19 protein-coding genes and 1 riboswitch are annotated in these 23,794 nt (G+C 70.0%); of the genes, 9 read left to right on the plus strand and 10 right to left on the minus strand.

Annotated features, from left to right (window positions below; translation table 11 throughout):
- Positions 1 to 84 precede the first annotated feature (84 nt).
- The 3 genes from ACWEWT_RS30850 to ACWEWT_RS30860 form a co-directional block, all read right to left on the minus strand.
- Complete coding sequence (locus ACWEWT_RS30850) at positions 85 to 1,944, minus strand: Na+/H+ antiporter (protein ID WP_452564276.1); 1,860 nt, start codon at positions 1,942 to 1,944, stop codon at positions 85 to 87.
- Positions 1,945 to 2,013: 69 nt separating this feature from the next.
- A complete protein-coding gene (locus tag ACWEWT_RS30855; RefSeq protein ID WP_452564278.1) occupies positions 2,014 to 2,970 on the minus strand; it encodes a nucleoside-diphosphate kinase in 957 nt (318 codons plus the stop codon).
- A 10-nt stretch (positions 2,971 to 2,980) separates the two neighbouring features.
- A complete protein-coding gene (locus ACWEWT_RS30860; protein ID WP_452564280.1) occupies positions 2,981 to 4,468 on the minus strand; it encodes a PEP-utilizing enzyme in 1,488 nt (495 codons plus the stop codon).
- Positions 4,469 to 4,865: 397 nt separating this feature from the next.
- Here ACWEWT_RS30860 and ACWEWT_RS30865 point away from each other — a divergent pair, with 397 nt between their 5' ends.
- The 3 genes from ACWEWT_RS30865 (at position 4,866) to ACWEWT_RS30875 (ending at position 7,187) form a co-directional block, all read left to right on the plus strand.
- Positions 4,866 to 5,564 (plus strand): ESX secretion-associated protein EspG, encoded by a 699-nt coding sequence (locus ACWEWT_RS30865; RefSeq protein WP_452564282.1) that lies wholly within the window; start codon positions 4,866 to 4,868, stop codon positions 5,562 to 5,564.
- 81 nt (positions 5,565 to 5,645) lie between these two features.
- Positions 5,646 to 6,020, plus strand: a complete 375-nt coding sequence (locus tag ACWEWT_RS30870; protein ID WP_452564284.1) for a hypothetical protein — start codon at positions 5,646 to 5,648, stop codon at positions 6,018 to 6,020.
- A gap of 75 nt (positions 6,021 to 6,095) precedes the next feature.
- Positions 6,096 to 7,187, plus strand: a complete 1,092-nt coding sequence (locus ACWEWT_RS30875; protein ID WP_452564285.1) for a hypothetical protein — start codon at positions 6,096 to 6,098, stop codon at positions 7,185 to 7,187.
- Between the two features lie 9 nt (positions 7,188 to 7,196).
- On the opposite strand, the gene ACWEWT_RS30880 is transcribed toward ACWEWT_RS30875, so the two are convergent.
- Entirely contained in the window at positions 7,197 to 8,540 is a 1,344-nt protein-coding gene (locus ACWEWT_RS30880; protein WP_452564287.1) for a DoxX family protein, read from the minus strand.
- A gap of 269 nt (positions 8,541 to 8,809) precedes the next feature.
- On the opposite strand from ACWEWT_RS30880, the gene ACWEWT_RS30885 reads away from it, so the two are divergent.
- Positions 8,810 to 9,598, plus strand: a complete 789-nt coding sequence (locus ACWEWT_RS30885) for an aminoglycoside adenylyltransferase family protein (RefSeq protein WP_452564289.1) — start codon at positions 8,810 to 8,812, stop codon at positions 9,596 to 9,598.
- A gap of 69 nt (positions 9,599 to 9,667) precedes the next feature.
- Here ACWEWT_RS30885 and ACWEWT_RS30890 read toward each other — a convergent pair whose 3' ends face one another.
- On the minus strand, positions 9,668 to 10,405 hold the full coding sequence (locus ACWEWT_RS30890) for an SDR family NAD(P)-dependent oxidoreductase (RefSeq protein ID WP_452564291.1): 738 nt from the start codon (positions 10,403 to 10,405) through the stop codon (positions 9,668 to 9,670).
- A 126-nt stretch (positions 10,406 to 10,531) separates the two neighbouring features.
- A riboswitch (cobalamin riboswitch) is annotated at positions 10,532 to 10,691 on the plus strand.
- Between the two features lie 137 nt (positions 10,692 to 10,828).
- Here ACWEWT_RS30890 and ACWEWT_RS30895 point away from each other — a divergent pair.
- The 5 genes from ACWEWT_RS30895 to ACWEWT_RS30915 all read left to right on the plus strand — a co-directional run bounded on the left by ACWEWT_RS30895 (position 10,829) and on the right by ACWEWT_RS30915 (position 15,835).
- Positions 10,829 to 11,746 (plus strand): ABC transporter substrate-binding protein, encoded by a 918-nt coding sequence (locus tag ACWEWT_RS30895; protein ID WP_452564326.1) that lies wholly within the window; start codon positions 10,829 to 10,831, stop codon positions 11,744 to 11,746.
- A gap of 95 nt (positions 11,747 to 11,841) precedes the next feature.
- Positions 11,842 to 12,798, plus strand: a complete 957-nt coding sequence (locus ACWEWT_RS30900) for a FecCD family ABC transporter permease (protein WP_452564327.1) — start codon at positions 11,842 to 11,844, stop codon at positions 12,796 to 12,798.
- A gap of 76 nt (positions 12,799 to 12,874) precedes the next feature.
- Positions 12,875 to 13,657, plus strand: a complete 783-nt coding sequence (locus ACWEWT_RS30905; protein ID WP_452564292.1) for an ABC transporter ATP-binding protein — start codon at positions 12,875 to 12,877, stop codon at positions 13,655 to 13,657.
- A gap of 332 nt (positions 13,658 to 13,989) precedes the next feature.
- Positions 13,990 to 14,877, plus strand: a complete 888-nt coding sequence (locus ACWEWT_RS30910) for a hypothetical protein (RefSeq protein ID WP_452564293.1) — start codon at positions 13,990 to 13,992, stop codon at positions 14,875 to 14,877.
- A 298-nt stretch (positions 14,878 to 15,175) separates the two neighbouring features.
- Positions 15,176 to 15,835 (plus strand): endonuclease V, encoded by a 660-nt coding sequence (locus tag ACWEWT_RS30915; protein WP_452564295.1) that lies wholly within the window; start codon positions 15,176 to 15,178, stop codon positions 15,833 to 15,835.
- Positions 15,836 to 15,914: 79 nt separating this feature from the next.
- On the opposite strand, the gene proB is transcribed toward ACWEWT_RS30915, so the two are convergent.
- From proB to ACWEWT_RS30940, 5 genes are all read right to left on the minus strand, one after another.
- Complete coding sequence (gene proB, locus ACWEWT_RS30920; RefSeq protein ID WP_452564328.1) at positions 15,915 to 17,027, minus strand: glutamate 5-kinase; 1,113 nt, start codon at positions 17,025 to 17,027, stop codon at positions 15,915 to 15,917.
- Positions 17,028 to 17,075: 48 nt separating this feature from the next.
- Positions 17,076 to 18,533 (minus strand): GTPase ObgE, encoded by a 1,458-nt coding sequence (obgE, locus tag ACWEWT_RS30925; RefSeq protein WP_452564296.1) that lies wholly within the window; start codon positions 18,531 to 18,533, stop codon positions 17,076 to 17,078.
- Between the two features lie 274 nt (positions 18,534 to 18,807).
- Positions 18,808 to 19,074, minus strand: coding sequence for a 50S ribosomal protein L27 (gene rpmA, locus ACWEWT_RS30930; RefSeq protein WP_058856966.1), 267 nt, complete (start codon positions 19,072 to 19,074; stop codon positions 18,808 to 18,810).
- 46 nt (positions 19,075 to 19,120) lie between these two features.
- Positions 19,121 to 19,432, minus strand: coding sequence for a 50S ribosomal protein L21 (gene rplU, locus ACWEWT_RS30935; RefSeq protein WP_068046299.1), 312 nt, complete (start codon positions 19,430 to 19,432; stop codon positions 19,121 to 19,123).
- A 372-nt stretch (positions 19,433 to 19,804) separates the two neighbouring features.
- Complete coding sequence (locus ACWEWT_RS30940; RefSeq protein WP_452564298.1) at positions 19,805 to 23,416, minus strand: translation initiation factor IF-2 N-terminal domain-containing protein; 3,612 nt, start codon at positions 23,414 to 23,416, stop codon at positions 19,805 to 19,807.
- Between the last annotated feature and the right edge of the window lie 378 nt (positions 23,417 to 23,794).

The raw sequence follows: 23,794 nt of genomic DNA on the forward strand, positions 1-23,794 counted from the left end.
CAGGCCACCGACACCGGCACCACGCGGACGGTTCCGCCGTGGTCGCGGGGCGACCGCGACCGGCAGCCTCACGCCGGATCGGTATCAGCCGAGCAGCTCGTCGACGTAGCACCAGCGCCACGCCTCACCGGGCTCCACGCTGCGCATCACCGGGTGGCTGGTGGACGAATAGTGACCCGCCGCGTGGTTCCCGGGCGACGAATCACAGCAGCCGATATTTCCGCAGGTCAGACACATGCGCAGATGGACCCAGGTCAACCCCTCCGCCAGGCATTGCGCACAGACATCGGGCTGATCCGGATCGCAGACCAGCGGGGCGGCCCGCAGATGCGCGCAGTCCGCGGCCGCACCGCCCGGGACCGCCAGTGTCTCTACCCGGTCCTCGTCGTCACCCTCGTCGAACCTGTCGATCATCGACTCCTCCAGGTCCAGCCGGGCCAGCACACTCTGCAGGATCTCGTAGTCCACTCCCCCGGCGTCACGGACCTGCAGTACCGTCGCCCGTTCCGCGCGCAGCATCTCCAGCCGCAACCGCCGGTATTCGGCGGTCGGGGTCGCCAGTTCGGCCTCCGGGCGACCGAGCCGCTCCCAGGCCGCGTTGGTCCGCCAGGTGACCCGGTCGCGCAGCGAACGCACCACTTCGTCCGGGGTGTCCGGCCCGAGCGCCGCGTCGAGTGCGGCCAGCCCGGCGTTGGACGCCCGGGTCAGCAGGTTCGCCTTCTGCAACGCGTCCTCGGCGCGGCTCGGCCCGCGCAGCCGCAACCGCCGGACCAGCCACGACAGCGAGGTCCCCTGGAGCAGCAGGGTGCCCGCGACGACGACCAGGGCGAGCAGTTTCAACACCGGCAACTGCGGGGTGTCGGCCGGGAGCAGCAGCACCGCCGCCAGGGTCACCACACCGCGCATACCGGCCCAGGAGACCACCGTCGGATGCGCCAGTGGCTCCGGGGCGCGACCGAACGCACGCTCGAGGAAGGTCCAGCCGAATACCCAGACGGGCCGCGCCAGCATCACCGCCGCCAGGACGGCGATCGCGGTCACGAGCAGCGTGCCGTGGTCCAATCCGCTCGCCCACGCGTCCCCGACGATCGTGTGCACCTGCAACCCGATGACGAGGAACACCGCGCTCTCCAGGATGAACTGCACGGTGCCCCAGTTGATGCGTTCGGCGGTGCGCGAGGCCGCGCTCTGCCATACCGGCGCGCCGTGGCCGAGAATCATGCCGCAGGTGACCACCGCGATAACGCCGGAGGCGTGGATCTCCTCGGCGGGCAGATAGGCCAGGAACGGGGCGAGGAAGGACAATGTGGTGTCCAGGACCGGGTCGGTGATCCGCCGGCGCAGCAGGGCGAGCGCGTACGCGACCGCGATTCCCACCACCGCACCGCCGCCGGCGGCGAGCAGGAAGTCGCCGCCGGCGTTCCAGACCGATACCGCGCCCGCCGAGGCGGCGATCGCCGTGCGCAACGCCACCAGCGCGGTCGCGTCGTTGAACAGCGATTCGGCTTCCAGGATCGAGACGATGCGTCGCGGCATACCGATGCGCCGCGCGACCGCGGTCGCCGCCACGGCATCCGGTGGCGCCACCACGGCCCCCAGCGCCACGGCCACCGCGAACGGCACCGGCAGCAACCACCAGACGACCGCGGCCACCGCGAACGTGCTGAACAGGACCAGCCCCACCGACAGCGAGGCGATCGCACCGATATTGGCTCGGAAATCGACCAGCGAGGTACGGATCGCGGCGGTGTACAGCAGCGGCGGCAACAGCCCCAGCAGCACGACCTCCGGCTCCAGATGTACCTCGGGTACGAACGGCAGGTACGAGGCGGCGATACCGGCCAGGGTCAGCGCCAGCGGCTCGGACACTCCGGCCCGGCGCGCCAGCGCCGCGACGGCCGCCGCCGACGCAACCAGGACAACCAGGCCGATCGCGATGTGCATCCGGGCATTCTCGCAGGTGACCCCGGACGGGCGGCAGTCTTGTCGGCAGACGCCGCGCAGGGTACGCGATCAGCGCCGCCCGGCTCGCCAATCGGCCGCGGTCACCGGTCGCAGGGCCGGTGCGCCGGCGGTGACCCGTACGGGGAGCACCTCCGCGCCGAGAACGACCGCCGACCACGAATCGATGTCCAGCCCGGCGGTCAGCGCCCGGGTCAGGATCGCGGCACAGGCATCGGTCGAACCGGCGTCGAAATCCGCTGGTGCCGGGGTACCCGCCCGATCGAGATCGCGCAGGATACGGTCGAGCGCGACAGTCGTATCGAAGGAACGACAGGGCGTCCGGGCGTAGAGCGCGTCGGCGAGAGTGCGCGCGGATTCGGCACTGTCGGCGCCGGTGTAGGCGCGGGAGATCACCTCGGCACGACGGCTCTCCGGGAAGTAGACGGCCAGTTCGCGCAGGACATCGGCCGGATCGTCCGGGGTGTGGACCGGGTCGAGCACCGCACTGCGCTGTCCGAGCAGATGACGCAGCTGCCCCGGCCGCCCGGCCCGGGGATCGTGCGGACCGGCGGCCTCGGCCAGCCGCACCGGGGCGGGCAGTTCGCCGTCCGGCCCGGTGACCACCAGCAGCAGGCCCTCGGAGATCGCGGCCAGCAGATCGGTGAGCCGGCGCCGTTCCGGGGAGACGCTGTGCCAGCTGTACCGCCACAATGCCCGGATCAGATGCCGGTCCAGATGCACGGCCGCGGCATCGACAACGCGGAAATCGTTGCCGGACAGCCATTTCAGGGTGGGATCCACCGCTCGCGAGACGATGGCGCCCGGGGTGAGCAACAGCAGCGAATGCCGTGCCGCGAAGGCCGCGGGGTCGATCCGCATCCGCCGCAGCTGTTCGATACTTTCGACCAGGTAGCTGTCGCCGTGGTAGGCGGCGGCCTTGTCCGGCGCGGGGGTGAGCGCGGTCAGCAGGTCCGCCAGCGGATCGGGGGGCGTCGCCGCGGGTCGCGCGGATTCGAGACCGGTCATACGTTCCACCTCATTCCGAGCCCACCCCGGACAACACCGTTACCGTACCCGCGGAACCGTCCACCCGGATCCGCATACCGGTCCGCAGTTTCGCGGTGACTTCGGGCACCCGCACCACCGTGGGTATCCCGAATTCACGAGCGACGGTGGCCGGCACCGTGAGTGGGCCGCCGTGTTCGACCACCAGGGCCGATGCCGACGGCAGCGCCGCCACCCAGGCCGGGTCCGCGCTCTCGGTGACCAGGATCCCGGGGGTCACATCCCGGAGTTTCCGCGCCACCACCGCGGGCCCCTCGACCGCGCCGGTGGCGGACGCGGTCCCGGCGAGCACCGCACCTGCCGGGGCGGGCGCGATCCGCGCGCGGGACACCCACCCCTGTTCTGTCAGTTGCGTATCGGATACCTCGGCCCCCTCGGTACTGAAACGCACCGGGGCCGCGAGACCTTCGGCGCCGGCCAGCGCCTCCTTACGCGCCGCGATCCGAGCTCGCAGATCCGGCATCGGCACCCGGTCGTAGCAGCCGCGCAATTCGCCGGCCGTCAGATAATCGATATCGCCGGAATCCGGCAGGATCGCGCGCGCGGCGAGATCGCCGGCCATCACCCGGACCATCGCGTCGAGGATGCCCGCGGCCCGGATCCGGCTCGACCGGACGGTCTCGCGGTGCGCGGCACAGCGGGCGGCGCGGACCCGCACCAGATCGTAGACCCGGCGGCGGAATCCGCCGAGCGCCCGGACGAGGTCGATATCCGGATCGATGCCGGTGATTCCCGGTTCCCCGACCGCCACGCTCGGCCCCACCGCCGCATACCGGAGCGCATGTGGCGCGTCCGGCAGATATGCCTCGGTCAGCGCGACCACGGCGCCCAAGAGCGTCAGTGCCACCGCGTCGAGCACCGTGAGCGGACCCCACAGCAGCGCCAGTTCCCGGTCCAGCCGCCGATACTCCGCGTAGGCGTGTTCGCCGTGCACGTAATCGGTCGCCTCGTAGCGGTGGCAGACGCGCTCGAACTCCGTCCGGAACTCCCGCATCATTGCCTCGATCCGCCAGGCCCGGCGCAGGAACACACCGGTGGTCCAGACCCGCGACCGTATCCGGCGCGCCCGGGAATCGAAGGTGAAGGGCGACAGCGACTCCGCGACCTCCCGGGGGACGGGATCGGTGGCACCCAGTACCTCTTCGAGCGCTCGGCGACTCAGCCGGTACCCCGGCGCGATACCGGCCAGCCGGTACCAGTGCAACAGGTTGCCGTAGACCCGGCCGTGAAAGCTCCCCAGCAGGTACGGCGTCCACGAATCCGTCTGCGCCAGCTGATCGCCCGGCACTCCGAGGGAGCGCGCGTATTCGCGGCACACCCTGCCCTGGATCCCGGCCGCGACAGTGAACGCCAGCGGTGCGGTGATCCCGGGAAAGGTCTGCGCCGCAGTGCCGTCGTCCCAGATTCGCGGCTCCCCCGGACCCAGGGGCTCATTCGCGCCCTGGATCACGGCCGCCACGGTTGCTCGCTTCGCGGCGACGGGCGGCAGGTCACGCCGGGTCCGGGTCGCCGGGCGCGGCCCGCGGTGCCGGTTACCACCCGCCGCGGCAGCCGGGCTCCTGCCCGCGGTGCGTACCGCGGGCGGGCACTTCCCTCATACCACGCGGCGATCGCCGTCTCGGTGTCGTCCGTCCCGAGCACCCGCAAGAACCGACCTCCAACCCCATCTGTCACAACGGAACACCGTTGTCCCGTTCCGGACGAGTAAACCCGAGGAAGGCCTCGTCCATCGCGTATTCGCCGGTTTGTGTCGGACCACGGCGTCGCGCGGCCCGGCGGTGCCGCGGTCGGCGCCCCGCGGAACAACCGATAGGCTGGGACGGCCCGCGCAGGTTTCGGTGAGGATGTGATCCCGCGTGAGTTGGAGCCTGACCCCCGACGAGTTCGCGCATGTATGGCGCCGAGCCGACCTGGACCGGATTCCCTATCCGCTGCGGGTACTCGAATCGCCGCGCACCGAGCGCGATGCCCGGCTCCTGCGCGCCGAGCTCGTACAACGCTTCCCGCCCGACCCCGATCTCGACGCCTGCCTGCGGATTCTCGCCGTACCGCATACCCGGGTGATCGCCATCGGCGGATCCCCCGAACCCGGCCGGGAACTGCGGGTACTGGGCTGCGTCGTCTACGACCGGGCGGTGCTGGCCGTACAGGCGCCCGGCCGTACCCGGGAATTCGGCGGACCGGTACAGCTCTCGATCGGGCACCGCACCAAACTCGGCGCCCGGCTGGCCGCACTGCTGCCCAAGGCGCCCGCCGGACGCAGCCCGGCCCGTACCGCATCCACCGCGGCGGTCCGTGATACCGAAACCGTCGTACAGGAAGAACGGACCGCGCCGCTGATCCGGAAACTGCTGTGCGCCCCGCACACGGCCGACGGGCATATTCGTATCGAAGCACATCTCGACCGGCCGAACCCGCCACCGCCGCTGCACTACACCTGGCTCGATATCGAGAACGACGGCCGCTACCTGCTCAAAACCGACGAGAACGTACACATGGTGCCCGCCTCCCCCGAACAACTCGCCGCGCATCTGCAGAAACGTATCCCCGCCTGACCCCGGGATCGTCGCGGACCGGCTGCCCGGACCATCGGTTGCGGCTACGCTGGGCGTGACCGACGGAGGGGTACGCCAGTCATGAAGATCGAAGACAGTCGAGCCGAGATCGTCCGATTCCGCCAGGCAGCCCACGCGGGAACCGTCAAGTTCGATCCGGAAGCGGCACGCCGCTGCGCGGAACTCTACGACCGCCAGGCAGACCGGCTCATCTATCTCCGCCAGCGTCTCGAGGACGCGTCGGATCCGCGTGGTTTCGGCGGTCTGAACTCCGCTCAGCAGTTGCAGGCGGGATTCGGGCACAAGGCCCGCGACGCCGCCGCCCTGCTCGATCACTACATCGAAGCGGCCTACCGCATGAAGGAGGCGTTCCTGGTCAGCGGTGGACTCTACGACGAGGCCGACGCCGCGAACGCCGCCGCTGTCCGCGCCCTCGAATCGAGACTCGACCGTTGATGCGATACTGCGACACCTCCGCCTTCGCTACGGCCTCCGCGGACCGCACGCACCTAGTTCCGAGGAGGCTCGGTAATGGGGAATGATCCCGATTACATCAGTGCCATGGAGCATTTCGAAGCCATGCGCCACGAGGACATCTATCGGGCCACCCAGCAGATCGATGCCGGTGAGATCCTGCGGATCTCCGGTACCTGGATGCACGCCGCCACCACCCTGCAGACCTCGCTCCCACTGACCCGCGCCGGCGCCGACCGGGTGATGAACGCGATGGAATGGGACGGTGAGGCCGCCGACGCCGCGTTCGCCAGCACACGTAGTTTCGCCGATTCCGTCGAGGAACTGGCCGGGGTCCTCGGTCAGGTTGGGTTGCGCCTGGGTGCGGTGGCGGCGGCCGCGGAAGCGGTGAAGATCGCGGTCGTGCCCCCCGGCGATTCCGGACCGGTCGGCGCGCTGGCCCGGCTGTTGGAGGCGGCCAAGGTGATCGACGCGCAGATGGTGCAGGAGGTGCTGCGCCAGGAAGCCGTCCTCACCATGAACATGGTCTACAAACCCGCCTATCTGGCCGCGGGCACCGCTGTGCCCGCGCTCCCGGAACCTCCGGCTGCCCCCGGTGGGCTACCACCGCTCGGACCGCCGCCTCCGCCCCGCGCTCAGGTCGACACCGCGGTCGGCGCGGATTCGGCACCCGCCCCGGAAAGTCCGGACGCCACCACTTCCCCGCCCGCCGGCGATCCGGCCGATTCCGGTGGTGCCACCGATTCGCCCGCCCCGCGGAACGGTTCCACGCCAGCGGCTCCAGGTCCTTCGGCGCCGCCCGCACCCGAGAGCACCCCGCCCCGGACACCGGACGACGAGACCCCGCGGCCATCCGCACCCGAGGTGCCGGAGCCGACCGAAGGTACGGCACCCGCCACACCGCCCGCGCCCACCGAGCCCGCACCCGCTCCACCCGCGCCCACCGAGCCCGCACCGGCTCCGCCCGCGACCGAACAGCCGCCCGCTCCGCCGGCCGAACCGGCACCACCCGAAGCCCCGGCACCGCCCGCGCCGAACCCGACCGCGGTTCCGCTCGCGGATCCGGCCGGTCAGCCCGGTATCACCGGCCCGGTTCCGGGACAGCGCGCTCCCGACCAGCCCGGAGTGATCCCGCCGCCCCAAGCCTGACCGGGCGGGCTACTGGGCCGGGGAATCCTGCACCCAGTGGAACCGCGGACCGTTCAGCGGGAAGTCGGCCGGGTCGGTGGCACGCAGGTCGACGATCACCGGCCGGTCGGCCAGGAGTCCGTCCAGCCGCAGGACTCCCGGTTCCGGGCGGGTGTAGGTGAAGGTCGCGATCCGGGCCGGCGCGGCGTCCGGGCCGGGTGGCCCGGTGAGCGTGAGAGTATGCGCGGGCCCGTCGGTCTGCGCGGGTGCCGTCACCAGCGCGCCGTCCATCCGCTGCCAGGTCACCGCGCCCTCGGCTTCGATGATCAGCCGCTGCCAACGGGTCTCGTCGGTGAGCAGTGGCGGTACCGGCCGACCGTCGATACGGAACTCGGTGACCTCCCAGAGCCCGTACAACTCCGGCTTCGGGGCACCGCCGCCGTAGTCCTGCCAGCTGAACCAGCCGAGTACCGCCACCCCGGCGACCAGCCAGACCCCGATCGCGGCCTCGGCGAACCCGGCGATCCGCCCGGCCCGGCGATTCGTGAACAGCGCCGGTTGCACAGCAGGTTCGGCGCGGCGGGCGAACAGGAAGAAATCCGCGAACCGGCGAGTCTGTGGGGCGAGCAGGAGCAGCGAGAACACGAGCAGATGGAACGACAGGATCTTGACCGGAACATCGAAGGTCATATTCAGCACGAAAACCTGCGCCATGCTCACCACACCGAGCATCGTGCCGAGCGTGGCCGTGCGCGGGACCAGCAGCAGCAGACCGGCGACCAGTTCCGCCACCCCGAGCAGAATCTGGTAGACGGGCGCGCTGCCCACCTGGAGCCACAGCACCGCCATCGGCGTGAATTGTCCGTAGGGCTGGACGAGTGCCGAGAAGGAAGGTGGCGGCATCTGGGTGGGTACCGCTTTGGCGATCCCGTAGAACAGCATCTGCCCGGCGACGCACAGTCGCAGCGCGGTCAGGAACCAGGCAGCTGCCCGTGGGTAGGCGAGCCGGCGCCGGTCCAGCACCGACCACAGCACCGCCGCGGCGACGGCCACGACCAGCGCGCTGAACACCATCACCCAGATGATCGCCTGATCACCGCTGCCGGAGAATCGGTTGAACTGCGCATCGACGCCGAATACCGTCTGCCCGACCCATTTCAGCAGCGGTTCGGCGCCGAGCAACGGCCACATCGGTGCGGTATCGGGCAGGAAACGGTGTGCGAATCCGGTGAAGACGAACAGGACCTGTCCGATCATCACGCAGAACACCAGGCAGTAGACCACGCCGAAGCGGAAGGCGAACCGGGCCGGCCACGGCCAGCGCGCCGGTGCCGGGTTATCGGGTTCGACCGGTGCGTGCTCGGATCCGGTCACCGTCTGCACCGTATTCACACCGCACCTCGCTGTCCGACTGTTCGACGCTCGCCCCGTCCACCCCGAGCCGACTCTTCCTCGAATCTAGAACAGACCCTGGTCCGACCACCTCCGTGACAACCCCGATCCTGTTGTCCTCCCTGGGCACGACTCCGTACACCACGGAGATGGGCCTTTCGGATTACGCGGTATCCGGCAGTGAACCGGTTCGGTGAAGGGCGGCCCACTACCGCGGGTCCGTACGGCAGCCGACTGCCTATCGTGGATTCGTGACTCTGCCGATACCGGACCCCGCCGCGGAAGGCGCTCTGATCATCCGAGCCGTGACCGATCTACTCGGCGGCGATCTACTCGGCCTGTATCTGTACGGCTCGGCGGTGACCAGCGGTCTGCGGCCGGACAGCGACCTCGATTTCCTGGCGGTCACGATCTCGCGCATCACCCCCGAGATCCGGGATCGCCTGGCCGGCAGCCTGCTCCGGTATTCCGGGCGCTGGCCGCGGTCGGGCCCCGCCCGGCCCGTGGAGCTGACGGTGGTCGTGCGCGACGATATCGTTCCGTGGCGCTTCCCACCGCGTGCGGAGTTCGTCTACGGCGAATGGCTGCGTGCGGAGTTCGAGCGGGGCACTGTCCCGGCTTCCGCGGACGACCCCGATCTGGCGATCCTGCTCACCATGGCGCGTGACGGGTCGCTCGCGCTGGCCGGGCCGCCGGCCCACCGGATTCTGGATCCGGTGCCGCCGGGCGATCTGATTCGGGCGATCACCGCAAGTCTGCCCGTACTGACCGATAGTGTGGACGGTGACGAGCGCAATGTGGTCCTCACCCTGGCGCGTATGTGGGTTACGGCGGACTCCGGGGCGGTGGTGTCCAAGGCGGAAGCCGCGGATCGTCTCCTACCGCTGCTGCCCGCGGGCCACGCCGCGCTGCTGCGCCGGGCGCGGGACGGCTATCTCGGCATCGCGGTGGACGACTGGACCGGGTGCCACGACGCCGTCGCCGCCTTCGTGCGCTACGCCACCGACACGGTCACGGCCGCCTGCGCGCGAACCGGGTGAGCCGGGGCCCCGCCGAACCGGCCGATCCGGCGGGGATCGAGCCGCGAAGGCCCGATCCCCGCGACACCACTACCAGGCGATGGGGCCCTGCGCACCGACGAAGGAACCGTCGGTGGACATATCCGGCGACTCCGCCGCCGCGAGGACGACCGCCGCGGCCTCCTCCGGTGTCGTCGGTGCGTCGGCCGCCGCCGGAGCCAGTTCGGTCGCGACGAAACCGGGGCATACCGAGACCACCCGGACATCGGTGCCGGCGAGGGTTTTCGCCAGCCCGACCGTGATGCTGTTCAACGCCGCCTTCGATGCCTGATAGCCCGGGACCACCATCGAGTAGTACGCCGAGTCCGGATTGCGTTGCTGGGTGAGCGAACCCATCTCGGTGGAGATATTGACGATCCGGCCGGCCGGCGCCCGGCGCACCAGAGGAAGCAACGCTTCGATCACATTGACGGGACCGAAGGTGTTGGTCATGAGGGTCTCGGTGAACGCGCCCGGATGGGCGAAGTTCACCGTGCCCGCCGCGGTCGCCTCGGGCAGAATGCCGGCATTGTTCACCAGTACGTCGATGTGCTCGTATCGTTCGGCGATCGCTTCGCGCAGGCACCGCGCGCTGTCCACCGAGCACACGTCCAGGACTTCGCCCTCGGCCGCGAGCCCCTGTGCCCGCAGTTCTCCCACTACCGTCTCCACCGCCGCCGCGCGGCGTCCGGTGACGATCACCCGGTGGCCCCGCCGGGCGAACGCCGTCGCGGTGGCGCGTCCGATTCCGCGGGTCGCCCCGGTGACCACCACGATCTTCTCCGACATATCGTTCCTTTCGCGATTCCGCTGTTACTCCACGAGCATCGGCGAGGGCACCCCTGGTGTGCTGGCAGGAAATCGCCGTCGCATTCGCCCCCTCGGCACCACCGCACGATCCGGTCGTACGTCCAGTTCTGTGTCCGATAGCATGGTCCACGGCCGCACTGCGGTCGCGGCGCGGTGAGGGAACCCGGTGCGAATCCGGGACTGGCGCGCAACGGTGACACCCGTGTGGTGGAGTCCGATCACTCACCCGCCGAGCTCGGTTCCCGGCCTCGCGCACAGGCCCAGACGCAAGGAGTCCACGCCGTGACGCGGTCCATTTCCCTGGCGGTCGCCGCCGTGGTGTCCACCCTCCTGCTGGCCGGATGTTCCGGTGCGGACAGTTCCGGCGATCCCGCGGCAGCCGCCGGTGGATCCGGTTATCCGATGAAGCTCGGCAACTGCGGAACCGAAATCACCGTCCCGGCGCCCCCGCAACGCGCCGTGGCCCTCAACCAGGGGTCGGCGGAGATCCTGCTGTCACTCGGGCTGGCCGATCGGATGGTGGGCACCGCCACCTGGACCGATCCCGTCCGCGCGAATCTGGCCGCCGACAACGCGCGAGTGCCGCGACTGGCCGACAACAAACCCTCGTTCGAGGTGGTCCTCGACAAGGAACCGGATTTCGTATCCGCGTCCTTCGGCGGCACGCTCGGTCCCGGTGGCGTGGCCGAACGCGAACAGTTCACCGAACTGGGTGTGCCCACCTACCTCTCGCCGACCGATTGTGACGGCAAAACCGATATCAGCGTCAATGCCGACGGCGCCCGGACCGAACCGCTGACCATGGATTCGGTCTACCGGGAGATCCGCGAACTGGCCGCGATCTTCGATGTGCGGGACCGCGGCGAACAGCTGGTCACCGAACTACGCGATCGCCACGACGCCGCGGCCGGGCGGATCGCCGCGGACGGCGTCTCGCTGGCGTTCTGGTTCGCCGATACGTCCACACCGTATGTCGCGGGCTGCTGCGGCTCCTCCGGGATCATCACCGGCGCAGTGGGCGCGAAGAATGTATTCGACGACACCACCGACGAATGGCCGCAGGTCAGCTGGGAGACGGTACTCGACCGTGACCCGGCTGCCCTCGTACTGGCCGATCTGAGCCGGCGCAGTCTCGCCGGGGACGCCCTGGACAGCAAGATCTCGTTCCTGGAATCGAACCCGGTGACCGCCGAACTGTCCGCGGTACGCGATCGGCGCTACATCGTGGTCAACGGCGCCGATCTGAACCCGTCGATCCGGACGGTCGACGGTATCGAGAAGGTCGCCGACGCCCTGGAACGGTGGGGCCACGGTTCGTGAGCCCGGATGCACCGTCGCGCACCACCGCCCGGATCGCCCGCGCACCCGCTACCGCGGCGCTGGTTCTGGCGGGGCTGGTCGTGCTGATCTCCTCGATGGCCTTCACCGTCACCATCGGGCCGGCGGAGCTGTCGGTCGGCGAGGTCTACGCGGTCCTGTTCGAGAAGCTGGGCGCCGGCACCGCCGCTGTTTCGCCGATCCGGGAGGGCATCGTCTGGCAGTTGCGGCTGCCGCGCACCCTGCTCGCCGCGATCTGCGGCGCCGGGCTGGGAGTCTGCGGAGTGGTCATGCAGTCACTGCTGCGCAACCCACTCGCCGACCCGTTCGTCCTGGGGATCTCCTCCGGCGCGTCCACCGGCGCGGTGCTCGTGGCCGTCCTGGGCGTGGGCGGCGGACTGATCTCACTGTCCACCGGAGCGTTCCTCGGGGCGCTCATCTCGTTCGGCCTGGTACTGGTCCTGGCCGCGGGTGCCGGCGGCGGCACCGCCAAGGTGGTGCTGGCCGGGGTGGCCGGGACCCAATTGTTCTCCGCGCTCACCTCGTTCATCGTGCTTTCCTCGGCCGACGCCGAACGGACCCGCGGGATCCTGTTCTGGCTGCTGGGGTCGCTCGCGGGCGCCACCTGGAACGATGTGGGCACCACGGCGATCGTCTGCGCGGGTGGGATGGCGCTGTGCTGGTGGTACGCGTCCGCGCTGGACGCGTTCACCTTCGGTTCCTCGGCCGCGGCGACCCTGGGCGTCGCGGTCGGCCGGACCCGGCTGCTGTTGCTCGTGACCACCGCGCTCATGACCGCCGTACTGGTCAGTGCCGCCGGAGCGATCGGGTTCATCGGATTGGTACTCCCGCACGCCGCGCGTTTCCTGGTCGGCCCCCGGCACAGCCGCCTGATCCCGGTGACCGCGGTTCTGGGCGCGATACTGCTGGTCTGGGTCGACGCACTCGCCCGCACCGTATTCGCGCCGCAGGAGGTACCGGTCGGCGTGGTCACGGCACTCATCGGCGTCCCCGCGTTCGCACTCCTGCTGTTCCGCTCCCGGAGTACGCCGTGACCCGCCCGCCCGATCGCAGGACCGCACACCGCGCGGATGACACTGCGGCGCAACCGATCACACCTCGGAGCATCCGTTGACACTGAACGCACAGAATCTGTTCTGGTCCCGGGGCGGCAATCTCGTCGTCGACGATGTCACCCTCCGTCCGGAACCCGGGCAGACGGTCGGCCTGCTCGGGCCGAACGGATCCGGCAAATCGTCGCTGCTGCGCCTGCTGGCCGGGATCTCACGGCCGGACCGGGGCAGCGTCACGCTCGACGACACTCCCCTGTACCGGCTGGGCCGGCGTCCCCTGGCGCGCCGGATCGCCGTGGTCGGCCAGCACGCGCACACCGATGTCGATATCACCGTGCGGGATGTGGTGCGCCTCGGGCGTATCCCGCACCGCGACCTGTTCGGCCAGGACGCGGACGAGGAACCGGCGATCGACCGGGCACTGCGCGCCACCGACCTCTCCGGCCACGCGGGGCGACTGTGGAGCACCCTCTCCGGCGGCGAACGGCAGCGGGCCCAGATCGCGCGGGCCCTCGCCCAGGAACCCGGCGAACTCCTGCTCGACGAGCCGACCAACCATCTCGATATCGCCCATCAGCTCGATATCCTCGATCTGGTCACGCGATTGCCGCTCACCACGGTCGTCGCCCTGCACGATCTCAACCTCGCCGCCATGTTCTGCGATTACATCCTGGTCCTGGATCGTGGCGCGATCGCCGCGCACGGCACCCCCGCCGAAACGCTCACCGAACCACTCGTCCGGGACGTCTACGGCGTGCATGCGACGATCACGATCGACGACGGTGTTCCGGCCGTTCGCTATCGCCGCCCGGCGGTACCTTCGGGCACCACAGCCCCCTGACGAACGCATGGGCACCCGCCTCTCGACCCGCGCTGCCAGGGCGTGGTCTCCGCGGCCGTCGTGGGTTCGATCGACCTGTTCCGGCGACCGGACGCACTCCCGCCGCAGCGGTCGAATCGTGAACCGCCGAGCCGCGATCCGACAGGCGCGGGGTGGTTGCGCCGCGATCGCCCGGCCACCGATCGGCCCGCGACTTCACGGTGCCCGGGAAGAACGGAATCGAGCCCGGTGATGGCGCACAAACGCCACCGCCCTGCGCGACTCGGAGTTGCCCCCCGATTGCCGATATCATCGCAGGCGCCCGATCGAATCCTGAAGTACAGGTAGTACCGATGACACGCCAGCCGCACACCGTATCCCCCGATATACCGAAGGTCGTCGCGGGGCCGGACGCGGTGGTCGATCCGCCGTCCGCACCGGTCCGGAACTATTTCCCACCACCGCGAGAGCTGCGCGGCAACCTGAACGGCTGGACCTACCCGGCGGTGTTCCTGGTGGCCGTTCTCACCACCTTCCTCCTGGCCCAGGCGGCACTCGCGCTGGATTCGGGCGAACCGCTGCAACCGGCCATCCATATCGCGGCCGCCGTCTGGGTCGCCTCGTATCTGCCGATGCTCTCGGCGACCTCGCGCGGCCGGTCGCGGATCCGGATCGAAGGCGCGCGATTCGCGAACGACGAGGACGCCCTGGTGATCCGCCGTTCCCTCGGCTACGAGGTCGCGCTCGTGATCTGTTTCCTCAGCCTGGCCACCTTGTGCGCGATCTTCGGTATCGGCACCTGGACCGGCACACTCACTCTGCACCCGCATCCGCCGGTCCCGCCGTGGCTCGCCGTCGCGGCCGCCGGCGCGGTCCTGCTCTACCTCTACTTCTACGCGCGGCGACCGGAGATCCGCCGGCTGGTCCTGACACCGATGCATATCGTGCTGCCCACCAAGACCTCGGTCGCGAATATGGTGAGCTGGACCTCGATCGAGCAGATCGAGGTCGTATCGCGTAACAATTCCAAGGGCACGATCCGGATCTCGCGCCCCGGCCGGAAGCCGGGCCGCAGCGTGACGAAACGGATCCACGCGGAGAAGCTGTCGATCGGTTCGGCGGCCACCTATTGGCTGATCCGCTTCTACCACGAGAATCCCGACCTGCGTGTCGAACTCACCGACGAGCGGGCCGCCGAACGATTGCGCACCTACACGGTCGTTCCCGAATTCGGTCGCTGAGGGCCGGGGACCATCCCGGGGACGGGCCGCGACGAGCGCTCCACCGAAAATGCCCGATCACACCGCAGCACGAGGCGACACAACGACGGCTTTCGTCTCCGGGCAGATCCCGACGGCCCCGGACTGCGACGGCGCCGGCCACAGTTCACCGCGGAACCCGCCCGACCGGGCCCGAATGCCGCGGCCGGGGTGCGGGACGGATGCTCTCACGCAATCGGCGGGGCATCCGAGCAGATCGCGGACCACGTCGACGGGTTCGGCGCAGGGCGGGAGGCCCCGGGCCCGATAGGCTTCCGGCATGGTGCGGATCCGGCAGATGCACGAATGGGCGGTGGACGAGGACGAGGCCGTCGCGGTTCAACAGCGGCTGCGGGATCTGGTGCGAGTCGGGGACGAACACGGTCCGATCCGGTTCGCGGCCGGGCTCGATGTCGCCTACCGCGATCCCGATATCGCGATAGGGGTGGTCACCGTGCTGGATATCGACTCGCTTGCCGTGGTGGACAAGGCGATCGTGCGGGAACGGGTCGAATTCCCCTATATCTCAGGACTTTTCGCGTTCCGCGAGATACCGCCGCTCACCCGCGCGCTGGAGGCACTGCGGGTCGAACCCGATGTCCTGGTCTGCGACGGCCACGGCCTGGCCCACCCCCGCCGTTTCGGACTCGCCGCCCATCTGGGCGTGCTCACCGATCTGCCGAGTATCGGCGTCGCCAAAAAGGCGTCCGGCGAGTATCACGAACCGGGCCCCTACCGTGGCGATTCGAGCCCGGTCACCTTCGACGAGGAGATCGTCGGCCGCGCCCTGCGTACCCAGCCGGGCGTCAAACCGCTGTTCGTCTCGGTCGGGCACCGTTTCACCCTGGATTCCGCGTGTGATCTGGTGTTACGGCTCGCCCCGCGCTACCGGCTACCCGAAACCACCCGCACCGCCGATCATCTGGGCCGAATCGCCTGAAGCCGTTCGACCCGCCGGAGAGTCCGCGGCCGGGAGCGCGCGAACCCGCGTATGCCCACGACCGGCGATCTCCACCGTGTCAGACCCGCACCAGATCGTCGGCGTGTATCACCGGACGCTGCATACTGTCCGGCAGTTCCCGGGTGGATCGGCCCAGTACCGTCGCGAGTTCGGCGGCGTCGTACTCCACCACGCCGCGGGCCACGACCGTACGATCCGGGCCCACGAGATCGACCACGTCACCACCGTGGAAACGCCCGCGGACACCGATGATTCCCGCCGCCAGCAACGACCGGCGGGCACCGGCCACGGCCGCGACCGCACCCGAGTCGATCAGGATCGCGCCCCGGCTGTCGGCCGCATGGCGCACCCAGAACCGGCGCGCCGACAGCCGCACCGGCCGGGCGGCGAACGCGGTGCCGACCGTCCCGGTACCGAGCGCTTCGGCGGCCTCGTCCGCCGCGGCCAGCAGGACCGGGACCCCGGCATCGGCCGCCAACCGGGCCGCCGACAGTTTGGACGCCATCCCGCCGGTCCCGAGCACTCCGCCGCTACCGGCGATCACACCGTCCAGATCGGCGCTGGTACGCACTTCACCGATGAAATTCGCGTTCCCCTTGCGCGGGTCGCCGTCGTAGAGACCCGCCACATCGGAGAGCAGGAACAACGCGTCCGCACCCACCAGATGCGCCACCAGCGCGGCGAGCCGGTCGTTGTCGCCGAAACGGATCTCCTCGGTCGCGACGGTATCGTTCTCGTTCACCACCGCCACCGCGCCGAGCGACCGCAACCGGTCCAGGGTGCGCTGCGCGTTGCGATGATGTTCCCGGCGGGCGAAATCGTCGGCGCTGAGCAGGATCTGCCCGACCGTGCGGTCGTAGCGGGCGAACGAGGTACCCCAGGCATGGACGAGCGCGAGCTGTCCGACACTGGCCGCGGCCTGTTTGGTGGCGAGATCGCGGGGGCGCCTGGTCAACCCGAGAGGCGCCAGCCCCGCGCCGATTGCGCCGGAGGAGACGACGACGACATCGGATCCGGAGCGCATCCGGGCTTCGATGGCATCGGCGAGCCGGTCGAGCCGGTCGATATCGAGCCCGCCGGACAAGCTGGTGAGGGCCGATGAGCCGATCTTCACCACGACGCGCCGCGCGCCGGCGATCACCCGCCGGGCATCACTGAGTTCTGACGGCACCAGGGTCACGGCTGTGCCCCTGCTCCGCGGTTCCCCTGGTTCACCTGCCTACTCCTCGCTTTCCTCGTCCACCAGACCGCGCCGCACCCGCGACGCGTGCTTACGTTCGGCCGCGCTCACCCGATCGGTCTGTTCGAGCCGGATATCGGTCCCGCGACCGGTGGGCACGATATCGGCGCCCGCGGTGATCTGCGGCTCCCATTCGAAGGTCACCTCGCCGATGGTCACCGGCGCACCCGGTTCCGCCCCGAGCCGCACCAGTTGGTCCTCGACACCCAGGCGCGCCAGCCGGTCGGCGAGGTAGCCGACGGCTTCGTCGTTGTCGAACTGGGTCTGGCGCACCCAGCGTTCGGGACGGGTACCGCGCACGATGAACCCACCCGGCTCCGCCGGGTCGGCGCGCACGGTGAACCCGGAATCGTCCACCGGCACCGGGCGGATCACCGGCCGCTTCGGTTCGGCCGCCGGGTGCGCGTCACGGTATGCCTGCACGAGTTCGGCGAGTGCGAAGGTCAGCTGCCGCAGACCGGAATGCGCGACAGCCGAGACACGGAAGACGGGCCAGCCGCGCTCCTGCAGCTCGGGCGTCACCAGATCGGCGAGGTCCTCGGCATCGGGTACATCGACCTTGTTGAGGATCACCACCCGGGGCCGGTCGGCGAGATCACCGAGACTCACGTCACCGTGCAGAGCCGGTTTGTACGCGGCGAGTTCGGCCTCGAGCGCGTCGATATCGGAGAGCGGATCGCGGCCGGGCTCCAGGGTGGCGAGGTCGACCACATGCGCCAGTACCGCGCAGCGTTCCAGATGGCGCAGGAAGTCCAGGCCCAGGCCGCGACCGTCGCTGGCACCGGGGATGAGCCCCGGCACATCGGCGACTGTGAACGTCGTATCGCCCGCGCTCACGACGCCGAGGTTCGGCACCAGAGTGGTGAAGGGATAGTCGGCGATCTTCGGTTTGGCCGCGGACAGCACCGAGACCAGCGACGACTTACCCGCGGACGGGAAGCCGACCAGGCCCACATCAGCGACGGATTTGAGTTCGAGCACCACATCGTGGACCTCGCCCTCCTCACCGAGCAGCGCGAAACCGGGTGCCTTCCGTGCCCGGGACACCAGCGCCGCGTTCCCCAGACCGCCCCGGCCGCCCTTGGCGACGACGAACCGGTTCCCGGCACCCACCAGGTCCATCAGGACCTCACCGTCGGCATCCAGGACCACTGTCCCGTCCGGGACCTTCAGCAGCAGCTCCCCGCCCTTCTTCCCGTCCCGGTTCCCGCCTTCGCCGGGTTTACCGTTGCCGGCCTTGGCGTGCGGATGGAAATGGAAGTCCAGCAGGGTGTGCACATTGGCGTCCACCTCGAGGATCACATCCCCGCCGTTACCACCGTTACCGCCGTCGGGCCCGCCCAGCGGTTTGAACTTCTCCCGGTGCACCGACGCACAGCCGTGCCCGCCTTTACCGGCACGGACATGAAGAACGACACGGTCGATGAACTTGGCCATGGCCGGATCATCCTCCTCAGGGATTCGGGGGTGGGATGGACACAGGGGTCGAGGCGCGGGATGGACATCGCGCGCCGGGAAGCCGGATGGGTACCGCGGTCGCGAATCGAGTTGGACGAGCGGTGGCGAGTTACCCGTTCGCAGCCGGGAAAGCGCTACTACGCGAAACCGCGTGGTGTCCGGGCCCTGCCGCGATGACCGGGGGTGGAAACGCGAAAAGCGGGTCGAGGGTGTGTCACCCTGACCCGCTCGCTGTGGTGGAGTCGTCAGCCGGTCAGGCTTCGACCGGCTCCGGGACCACGATGTTGACGGTCTTACGACCCCGCTTGCTGCCGAACTCGACGGCACCCGCCTCGAGCGCGAACAGGGTGTCGTCACCGCCGCGGCCGACATTGACGCCGGGGTGGAAGTGGGTGCCACGCTGCCGCACCAGGATCTCGCCGGCCTTGACCGACTGCCCGCCGAAACGCTTCACGCCGAGCCGCTGGGCATTGGAATCGCGGCCGTTCCGGGAGCTGGATGCGCCCTTCTTATGTGCCATTGCTGATACTCCTTCAGCGCGGGACTGTGCAGCCCTGCGGGGATGGTTACTTGATGCCGGTGACCTTCAGGACCGTCAGCGGCTGACGGTGACCCTGGCGCTTGTGGTAGCCGGTCTTGTTCTTGAACTTGTGGATGCGGATCTTCGGGCCCTTGGTCTGCTCGACCACCTCGGCCGACACCGAAACCTTCGCGAGCTTGTCGGCTGCGGTGGTGAGCTCGGCGCCATCGACGACGAGCACCGGCGACAGTGCCACGGAGGTGCCCGGCGCACCCTCGATCTTCTCGACCTTCACCAGGTCACCGACCGCGACCTTGTACTGCTTTCCGCCGGTCTTGACGATCGCGTACGTTGCCATCGGTCGGCTGCCCTTCTTCCTATAGTGCTCTGCACTCGTTCGCACGGTAGTACCTCGGTTTCGCACCGGGTTCCACCGCACGACTGGTCTGATAATCCGCCGCCTCGGCCACTGGTGGCTCTCGGTATCGGGAACCGGCCACGGAACAGCACATGCTGTCGCCGGGCAGCGACTGCCAAGATTACAGGATGCCGGTACATGCGACCAAACCGGTCCCCCGGACGCCCCGGCGGGAACCGGACGCACCCCGGAAACCGCTCTGACGCGAGCCGCGCGGTCCCGGAGCGGATTCCCGGCCGGACCGGACGCGTCGAGTGCCCGGCCCCCAGTTCGCGGACCGGGCACTCGGCGCCCGTTTCAGTTCTGTTCGTCTCAGTTCTGGTCGTCGACCGGCGGCCCGGACGGCCGCGCCGCGGCGCGGCGGCGTACCCGGCGCACCGGCACCTCGGGCTCCGGCGGATCGGCCACGAAATCGGCCACTGGCGCGGCGGCCTCCTGGTCGTCGGTGGCCAGAACGAACACCGCACCGGCACTGTCGGCGGCCGGCGCCGAGGTCGAGCGGGCCACGCGACGCCGCCGGCTCCGGGCCTCGGGGACGCCGTCACCGGTGGGTTCCGGCGTAGCGGCCGGTACCGATTCCACGGCGGGCTCGGCCGGGTGAGCCGTACCGTTCGCCGCGTGGGCCAGACCGTTGCGATCCGCGGCAGGTCCGGGCTCGGCGGCGGCCGTGGCCGCGTCGTCCGGACCGGAAGCCACGGCCACGGGGATCTCCGGCTCGGCGGCAGGTGTCCCGCTCCGGTCGCCCGTGGCGGCGGGTTCGGCCGGAACCGATTCGCCGGCGGCCGGCTCCGCGGTCGCGGACTCGGCCGCTACCGGCTCGGTATCCCCGGACGTCCCGCGGCCGTTCCGCTCCGCGACCGGGGCAGCCTGACCGGCGGCACCGGCCGAACGGCGGACCCGGGCTCGCCGGCGGCGCGGTTCGGCGACCGCCGCGGTGTCCTTCTCGGCTCCGGACGCGGCGGCTGTGGCATCGGCCGGTGCGGCCGCGGACTCCGCACCACCGGCCTCGCCCCGCGATACCTTCTGGCCCGAATCGCGCTTCGACGCCTCGGCCGGGGCGGCTTCGGCCTGCTCCGCTTCCTCGGCCTCCGGATGATGGGCGGCCATGGCCAGCGCCACCGGGTGGGCGCGCTTGGCGGCGGCTTCTTCTTCCGAGAGCTCCGGAGCGGCGGCCTGCTGCGGCGCGGCGGGTGCCGTGGCGGCGGGTTTGTCCCGGTTGCGGCGGCGCCGCGAACCGGATTCGCGGCCACGACCGGCACCCTCGTCCGACCCCGACGGTTCCACCGGGTAGCTGTGTACCAGGATGCCGCGCCCGTGGCAGTGCTCACAGGTCGTGGAGAACGCCTCCACCAGTCCGGTGCCGAGTTTCTTACGGGTCATCTGGACCAGGCCCAGCGAGGTCACCTCGGAGACCTGGTGCCGGGTGCGGTCACGACCCAGAGCCTCGGTGAGACGACGCAACACCAGGTCGCGGTTGGACTCCAGCACCATATCGATGAAGTCGACCACGATCATGCCGCCGATATCGCGCAACCGCATCTGGCGCACGATCTCCTCGGCCGCCTCCAGATTGTTCCGGGTGACCGTCTCTTCCAGATTGCCGCCGCCGGAACCGGTGAACTTCCCGGTATTGACATCGACCACCGTCATGGCCTCGGTGCGGTCGATCACCAGCGTGCCGCCCGAGGGCAGCCACACCTTGCGATCGAGCGCCTTGGCCAGCTGTTCGTCGATACGGTAGGTCTCGAAGACATCGGCGCCGGCGCTCTCGTGCCGGGAGACCCGGGCGAGCAGATCGGGCGCCACGGTGCCGATGTAGTTCTCGACCGTGTTCCAGGAGCGCTCGCCCTCGATGACCAGCTTCGAGAAGTCCTCGTTGAACAGATCGCGGACGACCTTGACCAGGAGGTCCGGCTCTTCGTAGAGGGTCTTCGGCGCACCCGACTCGTTCTCGGCGGCCGCGGTGATCTTGCGCCAGGCCGTCTGCAGACGGTCCACATCGCGGGTCAGTTCGGCTTCGCTGACACCCTCGGACGCGGTCCGGATGATGACGCCCGCGTCGGCGGGAACGATCTCGCGCAGGATCTCCTTGAGCCGTTTGCGTTCGGTATCGGGCAGCTTGCGGCTGATCCCGGTGGAGGTGCCGCCGGGCACGTACACCAGGAATCGACCGGCCAGGCTGATCTGGGTGGTGAGCCGGGCACCCTTGTGACCGACCGGATCCTTGCTCACCTGGACCAGCACCTGGTCACCCGGTTTGAGCGCCTGCTCGATCTTGCGTTCTCTACCGCCGAGCCCGGCGGCCTCCCAGTTGACCTCGCCCGCGTAGAGCACACCGTTGCGGCCCCGGCCGATATCGACGAACGCGGCCTCCATACTGGGCAGCACGTTCTGCACCTTGCCCAGGTAGACATTGCCCACCATGGACGCCGAACCGGTACTGGTGACGAAATGCTCGACCAGGATGTTGTCCTCGAGCACGGCGACCTGGGTGGCGGCCGGATGCCCCGGGAACTCCTTCTCCCGGACGACCATCACCCGGTCCACGGCTTCGCGCCGGGCCAGGAATTCCGATTCGGTGAGGATCGGCGGACGGCGGCGGCCGGCCTCGCGGCCGTCGCGGCGACGCTGCCGTTTCGCCTCCAGCCGGGTCGAGCCGGTGATCCCCTGCACTTCGTCGACGGTCGCGCGGGTACGGGCCTTGGTCCGGGGTTCCCGCTCGTGGACCACGGTATTGGGCGGGTCGTCGTCGGCCGGTTCGTTCTCACCGGATTCGCCGCCGACCTTACGGCGGCGGCGACGCCGGCGACGCCGGCTGGCGCCGCTCTCGGAGTCCTCGCCACCGTCGGAGTCGGCGGCGTCCGCCGCCCCGGATTCCTCGCTCTCGCCGGAATCCGCGGCCTTCTCACCGGTATCGGCGGACTGCTCGTCGGAATCGGCGCTCGCGCCGCCCTCGGTATCGGTGTCCTCGCCCTCGGACTGCTGTTCGCCCCGGCCCCGGCCGCGGCCCCGGCGGCCCCGCCGGCGACGGCGTGGCTGATCGTCGGAGTCGCCCTGCTCGGACTGGTCCTCGGAGTCGGTATCGGTATCCGACTCGGCGTCCGCGCCGGATTCCGGCTCGGGTTCCGGTTCGGGTTTGCGCCGGCGCCGCGGTTGTTCGGCCGCGGCCGCGTCCGGCGAAAGGAACAGCGGAGCCGCGACGACAGCCGACTCGAAGACGTGCGGTTCGGTCGAGGCGGGCTCTTCGGGGACCGGGCTCGCGAACAGGTTGAACGCGGCCGTGAAAGCGGGGGGCGGAGTGACCGCGGCCGCGGGGGCGGCGGACGCACTCGCCGGCGCGATCTCGGCCGAAGCCGGGACAGCGGTGGCGGAAGCATCCCCGGCAGCCGCGGACGAGGACGAGGGCTCGGCCACCGGCGTCGCGGCGGAATCTCCGGTATCGGCCGCGGCCCCGGTCGGCGCCGCGACAGCGGGGGTCACCGAAGACTGCGGCTCGGCAGTTTCCGACGCCGCGTTCGCGACGACCGGGTCCGGCGCCACCGTGATGCCAGGGGTTTGCCCGGAGTCGTCGGCCGGTTGCGTAGCCGGGATCGGTTCCGGCTCCCGCGCGGTCGGCGCGGGCGCGGCGTCGGGCTCCACCGCCGCGGCGGCATCCGGGCCCGCCGTCGTACCGGTCGGGTCGAACAAGCTGGGTTCGGCGGGGGCGAGTGCCGGCGGAGCGGTCAATGATTCGCGCACCGACTCCGCGACGGCCCGGTCCACGCTCGATTGCGGGCTGCGGGCCTCGGTCCCCAGTTCGCTGAGTTTGGCCAGAATACGCTTACTGGTCACGCCGAGCCGTTTGGCCAGGGCATGTACTCGGATTCGCTCCGGCAAGTGATCGTCGTCCTGTGATGTTGTGTCCAGCGGCTCTTGATCGGCCACGAAGTCTCCTCGGGCCCCCGGGCGCGTTCCTCAACGAGTGACGCGGCCGTCGCGGGGGCGCTTTCCGTCCGCCTCGCGCGGTTGGCGCGAGGTCAATGGTCTCGCCCCGCGTGCCCGGTTATCTCCACTATCGAACGTCGGTCGGGCTAACTGGCCACGCGGCGCCTGGCATATGGCTGAACTCCGCGGTACGAGCCCTCGTCCAGCGCGCCGGGCAGACGCAGCCCACGTATCCGGCTGTACGTCCGCGGCAGCGATGGCGGCATCGTTCCGCAGTGTGTCATCCGGCCGCACCCACTGTGGGCGCAACCATGTACCAGTATCCCACACCGTGCGCCAGGTGTTCGCCGTGGCGCCGCGCAAGGCACTCGCACGGGT

The organism is Nocardia sp. NPDC003963 (assembly GCF_053605105.1).